General features: G+C 64.4%; 14 protein-coding genes. 13 read left to right on the forward strand and 1 reads right to left on the reverse strand.

Translation table 11 applies throughout. From position 1 onward, the window contains the following. Nucleotides 1–87 precede the first annotated feature (87 nt). Together A3Q7_RS0118680 and A3Q7_RS0118685 are read left to right on the forward strand one after the other, a co-directional pair. Nucleotides 88–999, forward strand: coding sequence for an alpha/beta fold hydrolase (locus A3Q7_RS0118680; RefSeq protein ID WP_018413440.1), 912 nt, complete (start codon nt 88–90; stop codon nt 997–999). Further along, nucleotides 996–1547 carry a DUF1415 domain-containing protein gene (locus A3Q7_RS0118685; RefSeq protein ID WP_018413441.1) on the forward strand — a complete coding sequence of 184 codons (552 nt, stop codon included), beginning with the start codon at nt 996–998 and terminating at the stop codon, nt 1545–1547. The genes A3Q7_RS0118680 and A3Q7_RS0118685 overlap by 4 nt, the downstream gene beginning before the upstream one ends. 94 nt (nt 1548–1641) lie before the next feature. Here the strand turns inward: A3Q7_RS0118685 and A3Q7_RS0118690 are convergent, their stop codons facing one another. Next, nucleotides 1642–1914 carry a hypothetical protein gene (locus A3Q7_RS0118690; protein WP_018413442.1) on the reverse strand — a complete coding sequence of 91 codons (273 nt, stop codon included), beginning with the start codon at nt 1912–1914 and terminating at the stop codon, nt 1642–1644. A 64-nt stretch (nt 1915–1978) separates the two neighbouring features. Here A3Q7_RS0118690 and A3Q7_RS0118695 point away from each other — a divergent pair, with 64 nt between their 5' ends. The 11 genes from A3Q7_RS0118695 to A3Q7_RS0118745 all read left to right on the forward strand — a co-directional run bounded on the left by A3Q7_RS0118695 (nt 1979) and on the right by A3Q7_RS0118745 (nt 23822). Further along, nucleotides 1979–2722 (forward strand): pseudouridine synthase, encoded by a 744-nt coding sequence (locus A3Q7_RS0118695; protein WP_018413443.1) that lies wholly within the window; start codon nt 1979–1981, stop codon nt 2720–2722. A 107-nt stretch (nt 2723–2829) separates the two neighbouring features. Beyond that, nucleotides 2830–4509, forward strand: coding sequence for a DUF2341 domain-containing protein (locus tag A3Q7_RS0118700; RefSeq protein ID WP_018413444.1), 1680 nt, complete (start codon nt 2830–2832; stop codon nt 4507–4509). 88 nt (nt 4510–4597) lie between these two features. Further along, a complete protein-coding gene (locus A3Q7_RS0118705; RefSeq protein ID WP_018413445.1) occupies nt 4598–5005 on the forward strand; it encodes an ExbD/TolR family protein in 408 nt (135 codons plus the stop codon). Between the two features lie 90 nt (nt 5006–5095). Next, a complete protein-coding gene (locus A3Q7_RS0118710; RefSeq protein ID WP_018413446.1) occupies nt 5096–5500 on the forward strand; it encodes an ExbD/TolR family protein in 405 nt (134 codons plus the stop codon). Beyond that, entirely contained in the window at nt 5500–6204 is a 705-nt protein-coding gene (locus A3Q7_RS0118715) for a TonB C-terminal domain-containing protein (protein WP_018413447.1), read from the forward strand. Before A3Q7_RS0118710 ends, A3Q7_RS0118715 begins: the two co-directional genes overlap by 1 nt. 36 nt (nt 6205–6240) lie before the next feature. Then, a complete protein-coding gene (locus A3Q7_RS0118720) occupies nt 6241–7890 on the forward strand; it encodes a putative porin (RefSeq protein ID WP_018413448.1) in 1650 nt (549 codons plus the stop codon). Nucleotides 7891–7892: 2 nt separating this feature from the next. Next, nucleotides 7893–8555 carry a hypothetical protein gene (locus A3Q7_RS0118725; RefSeq protein ID WP_018413449.1) on the forward strand — a complete coding sequence of 221 codons (663 nt, stop codon included), beginning with the start codon at nt 7893–7895 and terminating at the stop codon, nt 8553–8555. A 342-nt stretch (nt 8556–8897) separates the two neighbouring features. Then, entirely contained in the window at nt 8898–9746 is an 849-nt protein-coding gene (locus tag A3Q7_RS0118730) for a PEP-CTERM sorting domain-containing protein (protein ID WP_018413450.1), read from the forward strand. A 57-nt stretch (nt 9747–9803) separates the two neighbouring features. Continuing rightward, a complete protein-coding gene (locus A3Q7_RS0118735; protein ID WP_018413451.1) occupies nt 9804–11333 on the forward strand; it encodes a type 2 periplasmic-binding domain-containing protein in 1530 nt (509 codons plus the stop codon). A gap of 87 nt (nt 11334–11420) precedes the next feature. Then, a complete protein-coding gene (locus A3Q7_RS0118740) occupies nt 11421–13055 on the forward strand; it encodes a ShlB/FhaC/HecB family hemolysin secretion/activation protein (protein ID WP_232418032.1) in 1635 nt (544 codons plus the stop codon). A 120-nt stretch (nt 13056–13175) separates the two neighbouring features. Further along, a complete protein-coding gene (locus A3Q7_RS0118745; RefSeq protein ID WP_018413453.1) occupies nt 13176–23822 on the forward strand; it encodes a two-partner secretion domain-containing protein in 10647 nt (3548 codons plus the stop codon). Nucleotides 23823–23853: the final 31 nt, after the last annotated feature.

A 23853-nucleotide genomic window follows, 5' to 3' on the forward strand; every position in this document is an offset into this window, starting at 1 on the left:
CTCGGGGCTCGGGGCTCGGGGCTCGGGGCTCGGGGCTCGGGGCTCGGGGCTCGGGGCCAGGGGCGGCGGTGTTCGAGGGGGCGTGTGATGGGTGTGCTGAACGGTTTGAGGCGGTGGTTTTCGGGCGGGCGCGAGGTCGGGCCGCGTCTGGCGAGCGTGCAGTGCACGCATCCGGACGGCCTGCATCGCATGGCCTATGCCGAATGGGGCGATGCGCGCAATCCGCGCGTGCTGGTGTGCGTGCATGGCCTGACCCGGGTGGGGCGCGATTTCGATGCGCTGGCCGGTCATCTGGCGCGGCATTACCGGGTGATCTGTCCCGACGTGGTCGGTCGCGGCCGCAGCGACTGGCTGCCCGATGCCAGCGGCTATGCCGTGCCGCAGTATGTGGCGGACATGGTGACCCTGATCGCCCGTCTGGATGTCGAACAGGTGCATTGGGTCGGCACCTCGATGGGCGGGCTGATCGGGATGGCGCTGGCGGCGCTGCCGGATACGCCGATCGGACGGCTGGTGCTGAATGACGTCGGACCGGTCATCACCGCTGCCAGTCTGCGGCGCATCGCGGACTATGTAGGCAAGGCGCCGCACTTTGCCAGCATTGAGGACGCGGAGCGCTATGTGCGCATGGTGAGCGCCCCTTTCGGTCCGCTCGACGATGCGCAATGGCGCCATCTGACCGTACACTGCACCCGCCCGCTGGCGGGCGGCGGATTCGAGATGGGCTATGACCCGGCCATCGCGCGACCCATGCAGGGCATGCTGTTCGTCGGCGACATCGAACTGTGGCCGCTGTACGACGCGATACGCTGTCCCACGCTGTGCGTGCGCGGCGCCGAATCCGATCTGCTCACGCGCGACACGCTGCAGCAGATGGCTCAGCGCGGCCCGCGTGCGCGCACGCTGGAGGTGCCTGGCGTCGGCCACGCGCCGATGTTCATGGATCGCGCGCAGATCGAGCCGGTGGCCAGTTTCCTGATGGAAGACCGAATGCAATGAACACGGAAGACGTTGTCGCGGCAATGCGCGACTGGCTGGAAAAGGCGGTGATCGGACTCAATCTGTGTCCGTTCGCCAAGGCGGTGTATGTGAAGGAACAGGTGCGCTATGTCGTGAGCGAGGCAAAGCACCTGGATGGCTTTCTGGAGGACATCGACCGCGAGATCGATCTGCTCGCCGCCGCCGACCCGCAGCAGATCGATACCACCCTCATCATGCACCCGACGCTGCTCGAGGATTTTCTCGATTTCAACGATTTCCTCGACATCGTGGACGAGGCGGTGACCGAACACGGGCTGGAAGGCGTGATCCAGGTGGCGGCTTTCCATCCGCGCTGGCAGTTTGCCGACACCGAGCCGGACGACATCGGCAATTACACCAACCGCGCGCCGTTCCCGACCATACACCTTCTGCGCGAAGCCAGTGTCGAGCGTGCGGTCGAGGCCTTTCCCGAGACGGAAACCATTTACGAGCGCAATATCGCCACGCTGGAAAGGATAGGGCTGGAGGGCTGGCGCGCGCTCGGTTTGCCGGATGGCCGTCGTTGAAGCGGTGGTCCGCTTGCCGGCAGGTGCGGACCGGTCAGTCGCGCATCGGTCAGTCGCGGACAGGTCAGTCGCGAACGGGTCAGTCGCGAACGGGTCAGTCGAATTCCGATTCGGCATCCAGAGCCGCGCAGATGGCCGACCAGTCACAGGTCTGGTGATGCACGCCCTGCGCCGTCTGCACGTCGAGCGACAACTGGCGCCGGTCCGCGCTCAGCACGCCGGTGCCGTGCAGCGGCGCCGCGTCGGGATGGTCCGGATCGAGCACCACCACCTTCATCGGCCGGCCGGGCACGGCGGCCTCGAGGCGCAGGCGGTTGGAGTGATTCGCGAGGTCGATGACATAGCCGGCCGTACACGCATTGATCATGACTGGACCCTCCGGTGTTCACGCGTGATTCCACTGTAGCACTCTTGATCGCGAAGGCGTCGGCGTGAGCGCGCCCCCCCTGGACATCCTCTACCGCGACGATGTGATGGTCGCGATCGACAAGCCTTCCGGCCTGCTGGTGCACCGCAGCGCCCTGGACCGTCACGAAACCGAATTCGCGCTGCAGCGGCTGCGCGACCAGATCGGGCAGCATGTGTGGCCGGTGCACCGGCTGGACCGCGGCACCTCCGGCGTGCTGGTGTTCGCTCTGGATGCGACGGCGGCCCATGCGCTGGCCGACCAGTTCGCGCGCCATGCGCCGCTCAAGCGCTATGTCGCCGTGGTGCGTGGCCATCCGCCGCCGGAAGGCGTGATCGATCATCCGCTGCGCCGGCTCGACGATGCGATGGACCCGCGCGCGCCGCGCGAGGGGGTCGTGCCGCCGGCCGCCCAGCCGGCAGTCACGCGCTATCGCACGCTGGCCACCGCAGTGGAGGCGGTGGCCGTGGACCGCTATCCGACCAGCCGCTACGCGCTGGTCGAAGCCGAGCCGCTGACCGGCCGCATGCACCAGATACGCCGCCACCTGAAACACATCGCCCACCCGGTCATCGGCGACGCCACCTACGGCAAGGGCGCCCACAACCGCCTTATCGCAGGCCTGTGCGGCGAATCGCGGCTGCTGCTCGCCTGTATACATATGCAGCTCGCACACCCGGCGACCGGCCAGCCGGTCGACCTGCGCTGTCCGCCCGGCAGCGCCTTCGAACGACTTGCCGTGCGCTGGGGCTGGGCCTCTTTCGGCTGACCGCAAGGAAGCTGAATAGTCCTTTCGGACTATGTAGTGAATATTTCATGTCACGGCAAGGACATGTTGGGCCGGGAAAATCCGGCCTGAAATTCTCCCTGCCTGCCATGAAAACCATTCTTGCCCTTGGCGCCGCGCTGGCGCTCGCTCCCTCTTTTGCCTCCGCCTGGTGGGATGACGCGTGGACCGCGCGTCGCACCGTCACGCTCGATACCTCGGCCACCGGTGTCCCTCTGTCGTCCGCACTGACCTCGGTGCCGGTGGCGATACGCCTGCACAGCGGCAATTTCGATTTCGCGTCGGCCCGGGAAGACGGTGCCGATCTGCGCTTCGTCGCCGCGGATGACAAGACCGTGCTCAAGCACCACATCGAGCGTTACGACAGCCTGAACGAACTGGCGGTCGTGTGGGTGCAGGTGCCGGCTCTGGCGCCCGGCAAGGCCGACAACACGCTGTATGTCTATGCCGGCAATGCTGCCGCGAGCGCTCCCGCGGACGCCGGTCCGGGGTACGACGGCTCGACGCTGGCCGTGTGGCACTTCTCCGACCCGACGCCGCTGGTCGATGTGGTGTCCGGCGCCACGGCGTCCGGCAACATCACGCACCAGAAGGCTGCGCTGCTGGGCGATGCAGCCATCTTCGCGGGCTCTCCGGTCACCGTGTCCGAAGTCCCGGCGCTGGCCATGCCTGCCGGCGGTGCGTGGACGGTGTCCATGTGGGTGAAGCCCGCTGCACCACAGCAGGCAACGCTTTACGGACAAGGCAGCTTCGCCGTCAGGGTCGAGGACGGCATCTATGCGCTCAACGTCGGCGCCGTCCGCGTGACCGGCGGGGCGCTCAAGCCCGGTGTGTGGCAGCACGTCGCCGCCACGGTGGGTGGCGGCAAGGCGACGCTGCATGTCGACGGGCAGGCGGTGGGCAGTGCAGACGCCGCGCTCGAGGCCGCACCCGGCAACCTGCGTCTGGGCGAAGGCTACGCCGGCGAACTGGACGAAGTGCAGGTCGCCTCCACGGCGCGCAGCGCCGAATGGATCAAGCTTGCCGCGCTGGGCGAGAGTGCCGACAGCAACTTCGTCGCGGTACGCGCCGATGACGAGGCGGAGGGAGGCGAGGGCGGCCACAATTACTTCGGCATCCTGATCGAGAACCTCACTGTGGATGCCTGGGTGGTGATCGTCATCCTGGGCGTCATGTTCGTCATCAGCGCCTGGGTCATGGTGGTCAAGGCCATGCTGGTCGGTCGCATCGACGGCGACAACCGCCGCTTCCTGCAGCGCTTCCGCGAGGCGCGGGGCGACTTCCTGTCGCTGGACAAGGGTGCGGTGCACCCGAGTTCCTCGCTGTTCCGCCTGTATGGCGCCGGCCTGCGCGAGATACGCAAGCGCTTCGAGGCACAGGGCGAGACCGCCGGCCTGACCGGCGCTTCGATGGACGCGATCAAGGCATCCATCGATGCCGATCTGGTGCGCGAACAGCACAAGCTCAATTCGCAGATGGTGCTGCTCACCATCGCCATTTCCGGGGGGCCCTTCCTTGGCCTGCTGGGTACGGTGGTCGGCGTCATGATCACCTTCGCGGCCATCGCCGCAGCCGGCGATGTGAACGTGAATGCGATCGCCCCCGGCATCGCCGCGGCGCTGCTCGCCACCGTAGCCGGCCTGGCTGTCGCCATCCCGGCACTGTTCGGCTACAACTATCTCGCTTCGCGCATCAAGAACATTACCGCCGACATGCAGATCTTCGTCGACGAGTTCGTGACGCGCGTCGCCGAAGCACACGGCCGGTGACGGTGCCGGCCATGTACGCGCGCCCGCTTCATTCATTGTTCTTTGTCCGCTCGCGCCAGCGCCTGCGGGCGACCGGACGGCGCTGACCATGGCCGCCGACGTCAAGGACGACAACCAGCCCTACGACGAGATCAACGTCACCCCGATGCTCGATCTCGCCTATGTGCTGCTGGTCGTGTTCATCATCATGACCACCGCATCGGTGCAGGGCATCAAGGTCGAGGCGCCGAAGACGCAGGCGGTGACCTCGCTCGCCAAGCCGCAGACCAAGGCCATCACCATCACCGCGGCCGGCGATGTCTTCCTGGACGCCTATCCGGTGGACATGGCGACGCTGGAGGCGCGACTCGCTCAGTACAAGAGCGCGAATCCTTCGCTTCCGGTCGTGCTCAAGGGGGATGCGGCTGCGCATTACGAAAAGGTGTCGGCCGTGCTGGAAATCTGCAAGCGGCTGGACATTACCGAAGTCGGTCTGGTTACGAAGAAGGCGGGCTGAGCGATGCATACGCGCCTTCCGATGCCCTTGTGTTTCCGCACCCATCCTCAGGCCGTGGTCTCGATGCCCGGTGCTTGCGGGTAGATCGTCATGCAGATCAATACCGAATCGAAACCGTACGACTCGATCAATGTCACGCCCATGCTGGATCTGGCGTACGTGCTGCTGGTCGTGTTCATCCTGATGACCACCGCTGGCGTGCAGGGGCTGACCATGAATCTGCCCAAGCCTTCGAACAAGCCCAGCACCGAACAGCACGAGGTGAAGATCGTGCAGGTGATGGAGTCGGGCGCGCTGATGGTCAATGGCGTGGGCGTGACCATGGACCAGCTCGAGGCCCAGCTCAATGCGGCGCGGGCGCGGGATCCGCAGTTCAGCGTGATGATACGGGGCGAGGCGCGCGCGCCCTATGATGGCGTGATCCAGGTGGTGGATCTGGTCAACCGCATGGGCATCGCCAACGTCGGTCTGGTCACGTCGAGGATAGGCACCTGATGGCCGCGCTCGCCGAGGATTCGGTCGACCTCCCGCGCAGCGCGCGCGCGCTGCGCGTGGTCGCGCTCGTGCTTGGCCTGGCGCTGGTGGTGGCCGCCGGCATGTGGCTCAAGGACATGCTGTCCAAGCCGCCGGGACCGACCCGCCAGGTCACCCGGATTTCCATCATCCCGGATACGCCGCCGCCCCCGCCCCCGCCGCCGAAGGAAGAGAAGCGACCCGAGCCGCCGAAGGATCAGAAGGAGGTGAAGGTCGAGCAGCCGAAGCCGGTCGAGGCGCCGCCGCAGCAGGCCGAGCAGCTCAAGATGGAAGGCGCCGCGGGCGACGGGCCGAGCCCGTTTGCATCGGGGACGGTCACCAATGACTACAAGGGCGGTGAGGTCGGCACGACGATAGGCGGTGGACCTGCGCGGGTGAATCCCGCCGCGTTCCGCTTCTACACCAATGCCCTGCTTGCCCATGTGCAACGCCAGCTTGCGCAGAATCGTGATGTGAAGCAGCTCGACTATGCGGTCGCGGTCAAGGTGTGGGTCGGCCGCGATGGCCGCATCGAGCGCGCCGAACTGGTCGATAGCACCGGCGAACAGAACACCGACGCGGCGCTCACGCGCGCGCTGTCCCAACTTACCGCCTTCCAGGATCCGCCGCCCGCCGGCATGCCACAGCCGGTGCGGCTGCTGGTGAAGAACCGCATTACGGGCTGATCCCAGGCTGACATATTCGAGAACCGGACTGAAGTCATGAAGAAAGCCCTGCTCCCGCTCGCGCTTGCATCGCTGTGTGCGCTGCCTGCGCACGCCAACGACGCGTCCTCGGTCGATGCGCTGCGTCAGACCACGATGAACCTGATCGACGCACTGGTCGACACCGGCGTGCTCACTCGCGAGAAGGCCGACGAGCTGATCAAGGCCGCTGAAGCCAAGGCCGCGAAGACCGCGGCGAAGGCGAAGAAGGACAGCACCGTGCGCGTGCAGTACGTGCCGGAATCGGTGAAGGCCGAGATTCGCGAGCAGTTGAAGCAGGAAGTGCTGGCGCAGGCTCGCACCGAAGGCTGGGCGGCTCCGAACGCGATCCCGGAATGGACCGAGCGGATCAAGATCGAGGGCGACATCCGCGTGCGTTACCAGGAGGACAGCGTTCCGACCGGCAATACGGCCATAGGCGCCTACGCGCCGGGCGCGGCGGGCAATCCGGGAGCCGGCAATCAGGACTATCCCTTGGCTACGCGCTTTCCGGCGGGTGTAGGCATGGATGCCTTCGGCTTTCCGGCGGGGAATACCTCCGAAGATGTGGACCGGCTGCGTCTGCGCGCACGTCTGGGCATTCTCGCGCGCATCAACGACACGGTCAGCGCGGGCGTGCGTCTGGCAACCGGTAACGTGAGCGACCGCGTGTCCACCAATCAGACGCTGGGCAACAACTTCAATAAATACACCTTCCTGGTGGATCGTGCCTACATCAAGTTCGATCCCGTGGAGTGGGCCTCCTTTTCCGGTGGGCGCATCCCCAATCCGTGGTTTGCCACCGATCTGGTGTGGGACGAGGATCTCAACTTCGACGGTGTCGCCGTCAATCTGCGCAACGTGACACCGACGCAGTCGCTGCGCCCGTTCGCGACCGTGGGCTGGTTCCCTCTGCGGGCCGACTCGCCGCCAAGTGCGCAAAGGCAGTGGTTTGCCGGTGCGCAGATCGGGGCCGAATATGATCTGAGTACGAATACGCGTCTTCGCTTCGGCCTCGCGAAATATCACTACAGCAATCTCGAAGCCCGTACCGATACGCGCTACGACGTCGCCGGTCCGCTGCAGGGCTATGGCGGATACGAGTATTCGTCGGCCCTGCGGGCCAAGGGCAACACGCTCGTGCGGACCAACAGTCCGCTCGATACGACGGAGGACCCCATTTACGGACTCGCTGCAAAGTTCGAGCCCTGGGTGCTCACCGCGACCGCGGATCTTGCGCACTTCGATCCCGTGCATGTGTTGCTTTCGGCGGAGTTCGCCAAGAACACCGGTTTCAACCGTGCAGACATTCTGCGGCGCACCGGGTTGAATCTCGTTGATGGCAAGGACACGGCCTATCACGTCCGCGTGACGGTAGGCATGCCCAGCGTCCGTCTGGCCGAGGACTGGCAGGTGTTCCTGGCCTACAAGTACATCGGCTCCGACGCCCTGATAGACGGCTTCACCGATTCCGACTTCGGTTTGGGTGGTACCAATCTGAAGGGGTTCGTGCTTGGTGGAAGCTACGGTCTTTATCGCGACACGGCCCTCGGTCTTCGCTGGTACTCGGCGCGCAACATCCACAGCATGACCTATGACCCGACCTTGATCGCGGACCAGCGATACGAGGTCGACACGCTCATGGTCGACATGAATGTGAGGTTCTGATCATGAAGGGAGCCATCCTCGTGCTCACGCTGCTTGTGAGCGCCGGTGCGTTCGCGCAACAGGCCTCACGAGAGCAGGAACAGTTGCGTCGCCTGCGTGCACAGGCGACACAACTGCAACAGGCGCTGAGTGCGGCACAGCAGGCACAGAAGGTCGCCGAACAGGAGCGTGATCAGCAGGGTGTCGCGCTGGAGAGGCTTGATGCCGAGGCGAAGGCGGCGCGCGGAAGCGCGGCCGCGCAGCGGCGCCGCGTAGACGCGCTGGAAGCCGAACTGGCTGCGGAGCGGCGCCGCGCCGACGAAATGGCGAAAAAGCTCGAAACGGTGCAGGAACAACTGGATGTGCGTCGTCGCGAACTGGGCGAAGCACGCGAAGCCATTGCCGGCGGCGGGCGAGAGATCGATCGCCTGCGTAACGATGGTGAGCGGACGGCCTCACGTCTTGCGCAATGCGAGAAGGACAACGTGGAACTGTATGGCCTGGGAAGGGAAATACTCGATCGCTATCGCGACCGCACCCTGGGCGAGCGCCTGGGCCAGGCGGAACCGCTGCTCCAGACCGGTCGGGTGAAGCTGGAGAATCTCGTCGATGGCTATCGCGATCGCATGGATGAGCATCGCATCGTCGGTGAGTCCGGGAATCCTGCCGGGGTAGAGAGCCATTGATCGGGCCGCAGGCGTGCCCGTCGCTTGCGCGGACCATGCCGGAAAGCCGCATCTGTGCTGCGATGCGGGTGGTCGGACTACGCCGGATAGGCCGTTAGGACTACATATGGCGCCTCGCCGTGAAACAAATGTGTCACTTGCCGCCGATACCTTGCAAGGCGGATATCGGACGGATTTTCTTACACCGAATGATCCGTTCGGCTCATTCATCGGCATTCCGGCGCCCAAGAGGATGTAACGCGCATTCGTCACTCTGGAGCCTGCTTCCAACTGGAGCAGGCGGGTCCGGGGTGCCAGGACTTTTCCATTCCCGACCTACGACACTTCAATCAGGAGATTCACATGATCAAGACCAAACTGATCGCTGCCGCAGTGGCCTTCGGCATGTCCGGTATCGCCGGCGCGTCGATCACCGGCGGTTCGACCAACAATACCGAGTTCGTCTTCTCGGCCTATGACAGTGTGACCGGTGTGGGCTACACCTTCGATCTGGCAGATGCCGGCTTCGACAGCCTGTTCGGCAGCAATGTGCGCATGAACAGCCTGATCGGCTCGACCAATACGCCCTCCATTGTGACCACCACCCTGCTGGCCACGCCCGAAAGCGGCATCATTTTCGATTACGCGCTGCCGTCCTTCTCCGAGTTCGCCGGTCAGGTGAATCTCACCAACCTGCAATGGAACCTGGTGTCGGCCGACACTTCGGGTACCAAGCGCATCATCCAGACGGTCGCGAATGCGCCGACCTCCACGCTGGATAACGCAGCCATCGTGAGCGCGGTGACTCAGTTCGACATCTACACAGGTGCCGTCAATGGCAAGGGTACCAACGTCGGCGGCGTGGTGACCGACGACGGCTATGCCATCACGACCGTGTCCGATGGTGCCGCCTATGCCGGCAACCTGAAGGGCAACTTCGCTGGCTTTGGTTATCAGGCCAATGGGTCGCTCGACGACGTGCTGTCGCTGTATGTGGTGAGTTCGACCTCGACCACCTCGAACACCAATGCCGGCCGCTATGCCGCGCTGACCGATGCGGATGACATGCAGGTTGTCGCCAAGGTCTACATGGCGGAAGACGGCCTCTATCACTTGCAGATCGCCGTCGTGCCGGAGCCGGAAACCTACGCCATGCTGCTGGCTGGCCTGGGGCTGCTCGGCTTCGTCGCCCGTCGCAAGCGTGCCGCCTGAGTACGCATAGATCAATCGCGGGGGCCTGAGCCGCCGCGCACCATTCTGGAGAATTCCATGCAACTGAAGAAAATCGCACTCGCCGTCGCCGCCATGGCCACCGGTTTCGCCGCCCACGCTGCCGGCACCGTCAATATCGGTGGCGTGCCGCACAATGTCGTCTATCTGTCCGGCGCTTCCGCTCCCGACGCTTTCCTGGCCGACATCGCCGAAGGCATGCTGACCGGCGTGACCTACTACACCGCCAGCAATTACAAGGCCTACGCCGGTTCCGCATCCGGCGTGCCGGGCGTGACCAATGGCACCAAGGTGCTGTTCATCAAGCGTTCGGAAGGTGGTTCGGCCTTCGGTGTCGGCCCGGTCGCCCGTGCCCAGCGTGTGAAAACCATCGATGTGAACAACTGCACGTCCGGCGCCGGCACCAAGGCTTCGCCTTATAGCTGCAACATCATGGGCACGCTGGATCCGGGCAGCCAGGGCTATGGCGAGGCGGGTGATGCTGCCAACGCCGGTCTGGTGCCCGATTTCGGCATTTCCGACGTCGAGCCGGCCATGTTCCAGGAGCCGTACAACACCGAGAGCGACACTGCTGCGCTGTCGTCGTCGGAAGTGAGTCGTCTGGCCGTGCTGCCGGTGAACCAGATCATGATGGGTCTGGTCGCCACCAACAATGTGCCGGCGTCGACCTATCTGTCGCGTTCCACCTACGGCGCCATGCTGAATGGCCAGATCACCACCTGGGACCAGGTCGATCCGACGCTGGAAGGCGACGTGGTGGTGTGCCGCCGCGTCGAAGGTTCGGGCACCCAGACCTCGTACAACTGGTTCTTCGGCAACTTTCCGTGCGCCACACAGGAAGGTGGCGCAGTTGCCCCGGCCCGCATGAGCGACAGCTACGGCTGGAAGGAAGGCGGTTCGGGCACCTCGGCCGACCCCTACATCATCAACCCGGCGTCCGGCTACACGGTGATCGAGAACTCGTCGTCCGGCAATGTGCGCAGCTGCATGAATGCCGCGCATGACGGCAGCGACTACACCTTCACCAGCTGGGATTCGGAAGACGGCGGCCCGCGCGTGTTCAAGGTCACCTTCTCCGAATCCGGTCCGATGAAGGCGGTCGGTGTGCTGTCGCTGGATTCCTACACCAGCGCCGCCTCGAATGACTTCAGCTTCCGTCATCTCGATGGCGCCGGCACCTATACCTACGACTCGGTGAGCAAGACGCTGTCGTCGTCGGCCGGTGCCACCGGCATCGCTCCGTCCAAGGCCAACCTGATCGATGGCAAGTATGACTTCGTGGTCGAACTGTCGTCGCAGTATCGCAATGTGGCGGTAACCAATGAGTTCGGCGATGCCGTCCCGGCGATCAGCGGTGTGCAGAAGGCCTTTGCCGACGAGTTCGTGAAGCGTGCCGGTTCTCCGCGTTATACCGGCAACCTTGGCAACACGGTTGCACCGGTATCCACGCCGGATGCCTACGCTTCGCTGCCCCAGTACTACGCGGGTACGGCTTCGTCCAATCTGTACGTGTCGAAGTTCACCCGTAACGCCAACACCTGCGCGCCGCTGCAGTTCCGCGGCAACTAAGCAGTCGCACAGTCCGGCGGCCGCGCTTGCGTGGCCGCCGCAGTGACCCCGGCCCGCCGCAGGCGGGCCGTTTGTTTGTTCGGGGCGATGAGCTCCACAGTCTTCAGGGCAGGCATGTTCTTCAACCGCTTCCTTCCACATGTTCTGTGGGCCTGCGTGCTCATGAGTGCCGGCATGGCCCGGGCACAGGGCGACACCGGACGATTCGACATCTACGAATTCGTGGTCGTGGGCAATACCGCGCTCGCGGACGAGATCATCGAACGCGCGGTCTATCCGCATCTCGGACCGGACCGTACGGCGAACGATGTCAATGCGGCCGCCACCGCACTGGAAAAAGCCTATCAGGACGCGGGATACATGACGGTGGCGGTCGGCATACCGGAGCAGTCGACCGCGTCCGGTGTCATCACGCTCGAAGTGACTGAAGGTCGTGTCGAGCGCATGCGTGTGACGGGTGCCGAATACACCTTGCCCAGCCGCGTACGCGAGGCGACGCCGTCGCTGGCCGAAGGTTCGGTACCCAACTTCGCCGATGTCCAGGAGGAACTCGGTCGGGTGGGCCGCAACGCCGATCTGCGCGTGACGCCCCTGCTCCAGCCAGGGCGGGTTCCCGGATCGGTGAACGTGGAACTTCGTCTGGAGGACAAGTCGCCGTTGCACGGTTCGCTGGAACTGAACAACAAGCGGAGCGCCGACACCGATGCGGGCCGTCTCGAAGCCAGCATCCGCTACGACAATCTCTGGCAGCGTCGCCATTCGATTGGCCTCACCTATTTCTCGAGCCCGCGCAACCGCGACGAGGTGGAAGTGTTCGGGCTGAATTACGCCGCTCCGCTCGGCCCGGGGATTCTTGCCGCGTTCTACGCTCGATCGAACAGCAATATTCCCACCCAGTTCGATACCGCCTCGCTGGGCCGCGGTGATACCTATGGTGCCCGCTACGTGCTGCCGCTGCCCGACCGCAACCGCGGATTCTTCCATTCCATCAGTTTCGGTCTGGACTACAAGGACAACGATCAGGATACGGTGGGCATTGCCGGTACCTCGTTCAGCATCAGCCAGCCGGTGCGCTACTGGGTCATGTCGGCCCAGTACGGGCTCACCTTGCCTTTCGAGTCCGGCGCGCGCCTGCGCTTCGGCGCAACGGCTGCTGCGGGCAGCACTGCCATGAACGAGCGCTACATCGACTGCAACGGTTTCAGGGTGGAGCAGTTTGCTTGCCGCCGCGATGGTGCGACACCTGGTTTCTTCGTCGGCCGCTTCGAGCTGGAGGGGCGCTATCCCATGGGCGGTGGCTGGGTGGCCAGCGCGCGTGGCGATCTTCAGCGCGCCAACCAGCCGCTCATCAACAGCGAGCAGTTCTCGGCGGGCGGTTCTGATTCGGTTCGTGGCTACCTCGAGTCCGAGCGACTGGGCGACGAAGGCGAACGCGTACGGCTGGAACTCGCCACGCCCGGCCGCCTGTTCTTTGATGACGCGATCGGCCTGGCGGGCGTGCTCTTCTATGACTGGGCGGGATTGCACATCAAGCGGGCCTTCACCGGACAGGATTCTCGTGCCTCGCTGGAGAGCGCCGGTCTTGGCTTGCGTCTGGTTTCGCCCCGCGGGCTGAGCTTGCATGCCGACTGGGCCTATGCGCTGCGCGATGGTGCGACGGGCAATGGACGTACGCGCCAGGGCGACCAGCGTCTTTTGCTCAAGCTCGCGTATGAATTCTGAGGCGAGCTACCGCAGCCTGAACGTTGCAACACGTTTCCTGAGCGGGGCTTTCACCTTCACGTCACGGCGGACCGACATCCTTTCGCCGTAGAGCCCGCATTGACGGGTGCAGGAGTTGCCATGAACCGAAATCGTTATCGACTGCTGTTCAATGAACTGACTGCGAGCTGGGTCGCGGTGCCCGAAACGGCATCGACCCGTGGCAAGCGCAGCAGCCCGCGCAGGCGGCTTGCGTCGATTGCCGGCGCCCTCGCTGCCGCCTTCTCGCCCGCGCTGCACGCAGCGGGCGAATTGCCTGTCGCCGCGCAGAACTTCGTGGACTCGCGTTTGCCGGGAACCGCTACCGTGACGCAGTCGGCGAACAATATGGTGGTCCACCAGACAGGCAATGCCGTCATGCTGAACTGGCAGAGCTTCAGCATAGGCAAGGGCAATTCGGTGCACTTCGACCAGGCCAGCAGTTCGATGCGGGCCATCAATGTCGTGGTGCCGGGTGGCCCGCGCAGCGAAATCGATGGCTCTCTCACCGCCAAGGGCCAGGTGTTCATCTTCAATCAGGCCGGTATCCTGTTCGGTGCGAACGCTCAGGTCGACGTAGGCGGTCTGGTGGGCTCCACGCTCAAGCTGAATGACAAGCTGTTCGAACAGGCTCTCAGCTCGCTGGGTGTTGATGACCAGGGCAGACCGATCGCGGCGCTCTCTCTCTACGACGACGCCGATCGCTCAGGATTGGCCACCGGCGACATCACGGTGGCACACGGCGCGCGCATCGTGGCGGCGAAGAACGGCCGCGTGCTGCTGGCGGCGCCCAACGTCACCAATGGTGGCCGGATCGAGGCGGAAGAGGGTCAGGTGGTGCTGGCTGCGGGCGAAAAAGTGTATATCGCCGATCCGCTGGACAGTCGCCTGCGCGGCTTCCTGGTCGAGGTGGACAATGGCGGCAAGGTGAGCACCGAAGCGGCCAGCGAAATGCTCGCCGATCGCGGCAACATCACTCTTGTCGGGTTGAATATCCGCCATGCCGGCGCTGCCCGCGCGACCACATCGGTCACCTTGAACGGGTCCATCTACCTGAAGGCGCGTGACACCGTCGAGTCGCGCTCATCGGACGAAATGTTCCCGGACGCGGAGGCGCTGGAGGATGGCGAGACCGTTCCCGTCGGTACACGTACCGGCAGGATAGAGCTGGCTGCGGGCAGCGTGATCGACATCAGCCCGGACAGCGATACCCGCGACAGCGTGGTGCGTGACGACGTGCTCTTCCGCGCCTCCGAGGTGAACCTCTATGGTCGCCAGATCGTGCTCGAGGACGCCCCGGAAGGGCAGGCGGGGGCGAGCATACATGCGCCTTCGGCGACCTTGCGCATGACGGCCCATCGTGACCGCAACGGCGACAGCAACCCGGGTGTGACCCCATCCGTTTACCTCGGCAAGGGCAGCTCGATAGATCTGTCCGGGGTGGATGCAGTGGTCGACGCGGATCACGAAATCGTGCGCGTCGAACTGCGTGGAGATGAAGTCAAGGACTCGCCGCTGCTGCGCGACGAAGCCTATGGCAAAGCCTTGTTCGGTGAGGAACTGTGGGTTGATACGCGCAAGGGCACGCAACTGATCGATGTGTCCGGCTACACCGGAGGCATAGAGCGCGCGATAGACGAGAAGAGCACGTCGGGCGGAAATTTCGTTGTCGTGTCGGACGGTGATTTCCGCGCCAGCAGCGACAGTGCGGTCGATCTGTCCGGCGGTACCGTCACCTACCGTGCCGGCACCGTAAACTACTCGCTGGTCAAGTCTGCGGACGGGCGCACGCAGGCGGTGGAGGACGCGCTTGCGGACCGTGTCTACACGAGTGCCGCCGACCGCACCCGCACCGTGGGAGAGATCGTCGAGGGTCGCAGCGCTGGAAGCATGAGCGTCACGGCGAACCGCATCGTGCTCGACGGCAAGGTGACCGCAACGCGAACCGTGGGTGTGACACAAAGAGCACTCGCCTCGCGCTGGACCGGGCCCGGTGTCAGTGAAACGGTGGCTGCCCCGCAGGCTGGCAGGCTTCTGCTCACCTTGACCGATTCGGATGATCCGCAGGATGTCCGTTTCGTGGAGGCCGCGCCCGAGCGGCAGGTGACGGAAACGTCCGCCATGCCTTCAGAACTGTTGCTGCGCAGTGATCTGTTCAGTGGCGGTATCGGTTCCTTCGAACTTTCCGGCGCGGGCCAGGTAACCTTGCCCGAAGATGTGACCCTTACGCTCGGGCCCACGGCCCGCTACGACAGCGCGACGTCGAAGTGGGTGGATGGCAGCCGGTTCGCGATCAGTGCGACATCCATGGTCCTCGACGGCAAGATCAGGGCGGCTGGCGGCAATGTCGATCTGCGTACCGACGCCGACCACACCGGACTTGCGCTCGACCAGCGGAGCATCACGTTCGGTGCGCGATCGTCGATATCGACTGCCGGACAGTGGACCCGGGATGGCCGCACGCCTGCCGCATCGTATCTGGCCAGCAATGGGGGCAGTGTGGTGGTCGAGGCGTTCGGCGATCTGCTGTTCCCGGTTGGTGCGGCGATCGATGTATCGGCAGGTGGCTGGCAGCGCGCAGACGGGTCCGTCGCGCTGGGCGACGCCGGCTCCCTCAGTCTGCTTGCCGGTTCCCGCATCACATCCGGTTCCGGCGTGGCCGGCGGTATCGGCGACTACTACGGCAACCTGACCTTGGGCGGCCGTTTGTCCGGCTACGCCGTGGTGTATGGAAGCAAGGTGGGAGGCAGCGGAAGCCTTACGCTGCGCAGTGCTGAGGTGCTCATCGACGGCCGCGATACCGCACTCGATCAGGGCGTGCTGCATCTGTCGCCGGACGTGTTCACCGGCAACGGATTCGATCGCATCGCGATCGAGGGTGGAAATGGCGTGACAGTGGGCAGCGAAGCGAGCGATCAGACTCTGGTTGTCTCACCGGTAGTACGTGCGCGCGAGCTGACCTCGCGGCCGGGCGGTTCACTCGATTCGTTTGACGAAGTCGCCGCGAACAGGGTGCTGTCGCGTGCCGAGCGGGATAGCGGTGCGTCACTCTCCTTCCTCGCGCTGTCCAATACCCGCGGCGACGTCACCATCCACCGCAACGCGCACATCGAGGTCGATGCCGGCGGTTCGATCACGCTCACGGGTAATCGCAGCGTGGATATGGATGGAAAGCTGGTGGCCAGGGGGGGCAGCGTCACCATCGATCAGGTAGTGCCCGGTAACAAGGACAGCGACGCTGGCGACAACTACACAGGCGCGGCCATCGTCATCGGCGAACACGCTGCCATCGATGTCTCGGGTACCTTCATTCAGACGCCCTACCTCAACTTCACCGACGGCCAGGTACTCGATGGGGGGCGTATCACGATGGCGGCACGCCGTGGCTATCTGGAGGTCGAGCAGGGCGCCACATTGAATGCGGACGGTACGAGCGAGGTGCTGCGGCAGCGTATCGATGGCGGCACGGCGAATGTCCGCATCGACAGCAATGGCGGCGCCATCGATTTCAGTGCGCGCGAAGGGCTCATCGTCGAATTGCAGGAGACGGAAGGTTACCGCCCGATCTCGGCGCGCGCAGGCGGAGCCGGTGCCGTGGGTGGCGCATTGTCGGTACGACTGGACCAGCAGGGCCAGAGCTGGCTACTGAAGGGCGGTAGCGTCGATGCCGCGCTGCTCGGGCCACGTGTGCTCGACATCACCCAGGCGCCCACCGGTGCCGGTTATGACTTCAGCTTGAGCGAGTCCGAATTCGCCACGCGTTATGCCGGTCGCGGCACCTTTTCGCTCAGCGCATTGAAATCGTCGGGCATCATCGATCTCGAACTCGCAGCGGTAGGTAACAGCAGTCATGGCAGCCTGCAGTTCGCAGGCGACGTTGATCAGAACGTCGCCGGACGTCTCACGCTGGATGCCGCGAATATCGTCGGGCGAAATGGTGCGGACGTGAAGCTGGGCGCGTCGGTCATCGATTGGCGCAATGTCGGGGCGAGCCAGAAGAACCACGCGCAGGCTACTTCCGCCGCAATCGGTGACGGTACGCTCACCTTGCAGGCGGATCTGCTGTCGGTCAGTGGAAACCTCGCGGCAAGTGGCTTCTCCGCCGTTGCGTTGAGTGCTGCGGGCGATCTGCGTGCCAGCGCGGCACCCGCCTATTTCGCCGAGGGCGCGACCTTCGCGACCAGCGGCAATCTCACCCTGACAGCCGCCCAGGTCTATCCCACCACCGCGTCGAAGTACGCGTTCGAGATCCAGAACAATGAACGGGGCGTGCTCACGGTCCAGCACTCCGGCGCCACGCCGGGCATGGTCTATTCCGCGCTCGGCGAGCTGACGCTCGCAGCACCGACCATCATCCAGTCGGGTCGTGTCGTCGCACCCTTCGGAACCTTGAACCTGCTGTCGCAGAACATCGTTCGTACCTCCAGCGTCATGTCGTCGGCCGTGCGCAGTCAGGCGGTGGATGGTCTGGTCCAGCTTTCAGCCGGCAGCCTCACTTCGGTATCCGCGTCCGGCCTGCTCCTCCCTTACGGCCAGACTACCTTGAGCGGCAAGGAATGGGTCTATCTGATTACGGGTGCCGAGCCGATCGACCTCGGCGGAACGCCGCAGCCGACGATACTGATCAATGCCGACAACCAGAACATCGAAGGTGCCAGCGGTGACAAGGCGGCTGCACGCGTCGATCTGTCCGGCGGCGGCGACCTGCAGGCATGGGAATGGATACCGGGCACGGGTGGGTCAAAGGACGTGCTTTCCGCAGCGGAAACGACGGATACCTACGCGATCATCCCGTCTCTGGGCAGCGGATGGGCGCCCTACGATGCGGCCATCTATTCCGAGGATGCCAACGGTCTCCGGGCGGGCGACGCGATCACCCTGCTCGGAGGCATCGACGGCGTTCCGGCGGGCACCTACACATTGCTGCCTGCCCGCTATGCACTCCTTCCTGGCGCTTTTCTAGTACGCGTGTCGCGTGACGATCAGAGTGTGGTTGCCGGGCGCACCGTGGTGAACAACGACGGGTCGCGCCTGGTTGCGGCTCGCGATGCACGTGTGCTGTCCGGCGGCGTGCAGGCGACAGGCGGCAAGACCTACGTCGCGCAGCTCTACAGTTCGGAGCAGGTGGGCAGTCTAGCCGAGTACCTGCGTTCCGGTACCGGTGATGTGTTCGACGACGGACGCTCGACGGACGATGCGGGCCGGCTTTCACTGCAGGTGGGCAAGGCGCTCAACCTGGCGGGTGAGCTGAATACCACCCATGCTGCAACCGCGCGTGGCGCGCAGGTCGATATCACGGCACAGTCGCTCGCCGTGATCGGTGCTGGCGCTTCGGTGGATGATGGGGAAGTCGCCATCAGCGTGAGCCAGCTCAATGCGCTGAATGCGGAAAGCCTGGTGCTTGGAGGCACGCGCAGCGGACGCGACGAGAGCAGTGGCGTCACCGTGCTCGACACGCGTGCTGCCGATGACCAGGGACTGTCGCTTTACAGCGCGTCCACCGTGCGCGTCGATACCGCAGGCGACACGCTCTCGGCACCTGACATCGTGATCGTCGCGCGTGACAGTGTGCAGATCGATGCCGGCAGCAGGATATCGGCTGAAGGTGACTCTTCACCGGAGGTGCTGCGTATTGCGGGCAGCGGTGCGGACGCCGACGGAGCCATGCTGCGTGTCAGCAGTGGCGACATTGCGCTGGCGCAGCGCGACGCACCCACAGCCCAGCGCGGAGTGCTGGATCTGGGAACGGGTTCGGTTCTTTCCGGCAAGTCGGTCGTCCTCGACAGCACCAAGGAAACGATCAACCGCGGCGTGATCGTCAAGCTGGCTGAAGGCGAAGGGTCGCTTGCGCTGACCGGGTCGACCATCAGCGTCGGTGAGGTACCTGCGGCGACCAGTGGTCTTGTATTCGACAATGCGGCGCTTGCGGCGCTGGGAGATCCGGCTCATCTCACGCTCAAGTCCTACGGCGCCTTGAATCTTTACGGCGAGGTTACGCTGGGATCCTCCGCATTGAAGACGCTCACGATCGATGCAGCAGGCGTGGGCGGCTACGGGAATGACTCGGCCGTGCAGCAGGTGCGTGCCGGCGAGGTGGTGCTGACCAACTCCAATCCATCCGCCACCGGGGATGCGGCGTTCGGAAATACGGGCCACGGTACGCTCCAGGTGTCAGCGCAGTCACTGGTGTTCGGTGACACGCCATCGGCCGACGACAAGACGGATGGCTTTGCCATAAGGGGCTACGACCAAGTCCGGTTGGAGGCTTCGGGCGCACTCATGCTGCGAGGTGGTGGACAGTTCGACATGGCCGGCGCCGATGTGGTTGTCGACACGCCGCGCATCGGTACGGCATCGGGTGCGGACGTGGCGCTGGTCACTACGGGTGAAGTCCGGATGTCGGGTCACGGCGGCTCGACCTCTTCCGCCGGTGTGGGCGGAACCTTCAAGCTGGAAGCCGGCCGCATTGCCATGGATACGCTGATCGACATGGCGTCGGGTCGCGTGGAACTGAGCGCCCAGGACGGTGTTTCCGTGAGTGGCTCAATAATCGCCGCGGGCGTTGCCAAGGACTATCTGGGCAAGACAGTCACCACGCCGGGAGGTAGCGTGCTTCTGAACAGCACGCGCGGCGATGTGACGATCGCTGATGGCGCACTGATCGACGTTTCCGCGGGTGCGGCGGACGGGGACGCGGGATCGGTGACGCTTTCGGCTGCACAGGGACAGGTCGTGGTCGCGGACGGAACGCTGAGGGCCGAAGCCTCCGGTGGTGGCGCAGGTGGCGAGTTCTCGGTGGACGTGGGTCATGTCGATAGTCTGGATGCGCTGGTGTCCGTCAGCGGGGACTTCACCCGCAGGTGGGCTGCTCGTGTGCGCAATGGCGATACGCGTGTCAGCGCTGACATCAAGGCATCCGAAATCGTGATCGGGACGGATGCGGGATCCCTCACCATCCAGGGCCACCTTGATGCGTCGGGCAGCGAGCAGGGCGGTCGTATCGAGCTTGCAGCCAGGCGCGCCGATGATTACGCCGGAGGCAGCACCGGGGCGGGTGATCTGGTGCTGGCCTCTACGGCTAGGCTCGATGCGCGAGCCAACACGTGGGTGGCCACGGCCGAAGGAACCGCGGGTGAGGGGGGTACGGTGGTCCTGGAAGCGAGCCCATCGGCGGCCGGCGGCGAGAGCGGCACCGCGATGGGCGGGACGATACGCGTCGAGGAGGGTGCCTCGATCGATGTCGGCACGACGTCACGCACGGTGAATGGTGCAGAGATCGCGAGTGCTGCCCGCAGTGGCGAGGTGACCTTCCGTGGCGAAAGGCTCGGCAACAGCTCAGTATCCATCGAAGGCGATCTGGGTCGTGCCGTGAGCGGTGCGCGCAATCTGTTCATCGAAGGTACCCGCGTCTATTCAGGCAGCACGCTCGACATGGCAACCGCGCATGCCGACTCGACCGCATTCATGACGGAAGCCAATGTCGCTGCGATCCGCGCAGCACTGGGTCTTCCCGCCGCGAATGCGGCCACCGGCATGCAGGTACACGTGAGGCCGCATGTCGAGTTCCGAGCCGACGGCGATTTCACGATATCGGAGACGGATCTTGCCAGCCGGACCTACCTGGGCGGTACCGAGGCCGGCACACTGACGGTTCGAGCGGCAGGGAACCTCAATGTAAATGGCACGCTGAGCGACGGCTTCGGTCGTCTCACGGCGAGCAGCCAGACCATCGTGCTCGGCGCGCTCACCAGTTCCGGCGTGACGGCAAGCCGTTACGCTCTTGGCACGCGCGACACGGCATGGTCGTTCCGGCTGGCATCCGGTGCGGACACCTCGGCGTCGAACGCGCTGGCACTTCAGTCGCTTGCCAGCCTCGAAGCGGCCGATGCGGGCGATCTGCTGGTGAAAACGGGCGCACAGATACGCACCGGTGCCGGCAGCATCGAAGTGGCCGCTGGCCGCGATCTGACGCTGGAAGGCGCGAAATCGGCGATATTCACTGCGGGCTACCAGGACACCCGGGGCAGCGCGTTCGAGAACGCGACCATCATCAACGTCGGTGGCACCGGCGCGCGCAGGGCGGAGTATGCAACCAACGGTGGCGATGTGAGCATTGCCGCACAGCGCGATATTTCTGCGCCCGCCTCTTCGCAGACCGTGGGCAACTGGCTGTTCCGGCATGGTGAAGTGAACGACGATGGCACGTTGAAGAGCGGTAGCGCGACTACGCTTCGCAATCCCACCTGGTATGCGCGAATCGATTTGTTCGACCAGGGGGTCGCCACGTTCGGAGGTGGCGACATCACCGTGAGGGCGGGTGCGGACATCTCGAATCTCGGCGTATCGACCGCGACCAGCGGGCGTCTTTTCGGAGAGGCCGGCAGCAAGGCGGACAGCACAAACCTGAAGGTGCTCGGCGGCGGCAATATCGATGTCCGGGCGGGGGGCGACATTTCCAGTGCGAGCTTCTATGTCGACCGCGGGACACTGCTCGCCCAGGCTGGTGGCGCTTTTGGCAGCGCAAGCGGCAACGGTGCGGGCAGCGTGCTGGTGCTTGGCGATGCCAGCGCGATGTTGCGTGCTGCAGGAAGCATCAGCGTGGAGACGGTGACTTCTGCAACCATGGTGGAGCAACTTGCCGCCTCGAGCGGATCAAACCGGGAGTCCTACTTCGTGAGCTATGGCGCCGACAATCGGGTCGACATCATCAGCTATGGCGGCTCCGTGCTGCTCGGGAACAGCAAGAATCCGTTGCAGGAGACCACCGACCTCTCGACGCTCGATCTCTGGGCGGGTGACCGCGTGCTACTTCCAGCATCGCTCAACCTGGTAGCCTTGGGTGGTGACGTACAGGTCGCCAATGGCATGGTGCTCATGCCTGCGACCTACAACGATCTGTTGCTCGCGGCCCGCGGTAATGTGTTGCTGGCGACAACCGGAGGTGGCACGAGCCAGATCAAGATCGCCGACAATGCCTTGTCCAGCCTGCCGACGGTGGTCAATCCGGCCGTCCTGGGGGATTTCGACAGCCAGACAGGCAGCAACTTGTCGCGTCTGCTGGGTACGACCCAGGTTTCTGGCGTTGCGGCTCACGATGCGGCCTTGAATGCGGCACGAGTGGTCGAACCTGTGCGCATCGTGGCAGAGGACGGCGACATAACGGTGCCCAAGAACGATGCGACGCTTTTGCTCGCACTGTATTCGCCGCAACCCGTCCTGGCCGACGCGGGCGGCGACATCCGCAATCTTTCTATACGTGCTCAGCATTTCTCTTCAGGCCAGATCAGTCGCATCCGCGCTGGCGGCGATATCGTGTTCGACGAGATCGCACCCGGCGGCGCGCCCAGCGGAAACGAAACCGAGGGCATCATCGTCGGTGGTCCGGGCAGGTTGGAGGTCATTGCCGGGGGGAACGTCGAACTGGCCAATTCCTTCGGCATCGTGACGCGCGGCAATTACGACAATCCTGCACTGGCCGAGCAAGGCGCGTCCATTCTGGTCCAGGCGGGAAGCCGGACCTTCGACGGTGATGCACTGCTCGCCTTCCTGCGCGGCGAGGACTCGGATCCTTTCGATCGCACCATTCTGTCGCTGCTCGGCGGCGGTGCGTCGATCGAGAGCTTCCTCAACGCCGCGGTGACTGACGACGAGGCGAGGGTGAAGCTGAAGTCTGACATCCGCGCGGTGCGCAGCGAGGAAGGCGCGCGACTTGACGCCCTGCTGAGTCAGATGGATGCGGCTATCGTGAGCTGGATGCGCAGTGAGCATGGTGCCGCCGGCAGCGATGTCGATGCGATTACGGCGTTCAATGCGCTGTCAGCAGATGCTCGCCGCGATTTCTATGACAGCCAGCGCACCCTTCTGTCGTCGATGCTGAATGCGAGTCTGCGTTATGCCGGACGCCTCGGCGATCTGCTTGGCAAGGGACAGCCTGGCTTCCAGCCGGGCTACGATGCGATTGCCGCCGCTTTCCCAACGGCCTCGGATGGAAGCATCAATATGTTCGCGAGTCAGGTGCGGTCCGAACAGGGCGGCAATATCGATCTTTACGCACCCGGTGGCGCGATCAACGTCGGCGTGGCGGGCTCCGGCGCTAGCGCGGTCGAGGCTTCGCGACAAGGCGTGTTTGCGATCGGTGCCGGCGAGATCAACGCTGTTGTCGACCAGGACTTCCAGGTTGGACCGTCGCGTGTATTCACGATGGGCGGGGGCGACATCCAGATATGGTCGTCCAACGGCAATATCGATGCCGGCAAGGGTTCGAGCACCGCTTCCGCCACGCCGCCGCCGCAAGTGGTGATACGTGGCGACCTTGTGGTGCTCGACATCAGCGCATCGGTGTCCGGGTCGGGGGTGAGGACAATACAGAAGTCGCCCGATGTCGATCTGTCTGATACCGAAATATGGGTGTTTGCGCCGAATGGCGCCGTGATTGCGCAGGATGCCGGTTTTGGCGGCCCCAACATTTTCATCGCTGCGCGTCAGGTGATCGGTGACAACATCAAGGGCTCGGTCAGCGGTAATGTGACGACTCCGACCGTTGCAGCTCCTGCGCCCGCGGTGGCTCCACCATCGGAAGCGAACAAAGCAAGCGATCAGTCGCAGACGGCTACCGCCTCCGGCAATCGCGAGGATCGTGAGCGCAACTCCATCCTCACCGTGGAACTGATAGGCTTGGGCGAAACGTCCACGGCATCCGGTTGCGCACCGGACGACAAGGAGTGTGTCGAAGGTACCCGCAACAACTGAGGGCAGGTCGGTGGCGAGGTGGGCTTCGCCA

The organism is Methyloversatilis thermotolerans (assembly GCF_000372885.1).
Lineage (GTDB): Bacteria > Pseudomonadota > Gammaproteobacteria > Burkholderiales > Rhodocyclaceae > Methyloversatilis > Methyloversatilis thermotolerans.